The organism is Pseudoalteromonas sp. MER144-MNA-CIBAN-0113 (genome assembly GCF_040308965.1).
Lineage (GTDB): Bacteria > Pseudomonadota > Gammaproteobacteria > Enterobacterales > Alteromonadaceae > Pseudoalteromonas > Pseudoalteromonas tetraodonis.
This window is the reverse complement of the sequence record NZ_JBEOOG010000201.1, coordinates 1-547: the sequence shown is the minus strand read 5'-3', so window position 1 is coordinate 547 and position 547 is coordinate 1. Positions and strand designations below refer to the sequence as shown.

The following is a 547-nucleotide window of genomic DNA, read 5'->3' as shown; positions in this document are numbered from 1 at the left end:
CTTGTTTCAATGCGCCCATGCCCTGAGCTTATTTCGGTATGTTTATCATAGTTGCTATTGGTCAATCCTTCGCGCTCACTCTTGTGCCACCAAGCTTCTAATTCACTCTGCATACCTGAATGGTTACCTTTGAGCGCTAGGATATAATCAGCTTTTTGTTTAATTATTTGTTTCGCTATTTCTTGCTGGCAGCCCATAGCATCAAGTGTAATGATGCTATTTTCAATATCTAGCATGGTGAGTAACTCAGGTATGGCTGTGATTTCATTTGTTTTGCTATCAACGGCTGTTTGCCCTAAAACTAACTGGTGTTGGCAGCTCCATGCACTGACGGTATGTAAAGCACTTTTTCTATCTTTGGTTGTAAATGAACGACGTGCAGTTTTTCCATCCATAGCAATAATATCAGCACCCGTGGTTTCAATAAGTGAAGATATCCAAGATTGAAATGCATGCTCTATTTCATCTGATTTTAACCGACAAATGACACGGGCTATGGTGTCGTGTCTTGGAATACCCGCGTTGAAAGCGCCATATCTTTTTAACC

General features: G+C 41.0%; 1 protein-coding gene. It reads right to left on the bottom strand.

The features are described from left to right. The coding region (locus AAEY57_RS19405; RefSeq protein ID WP_350608595.1) for an ISAs1 family transposase at positions 1-547 on the bottom strand (547 nt) is incomplete at both ends.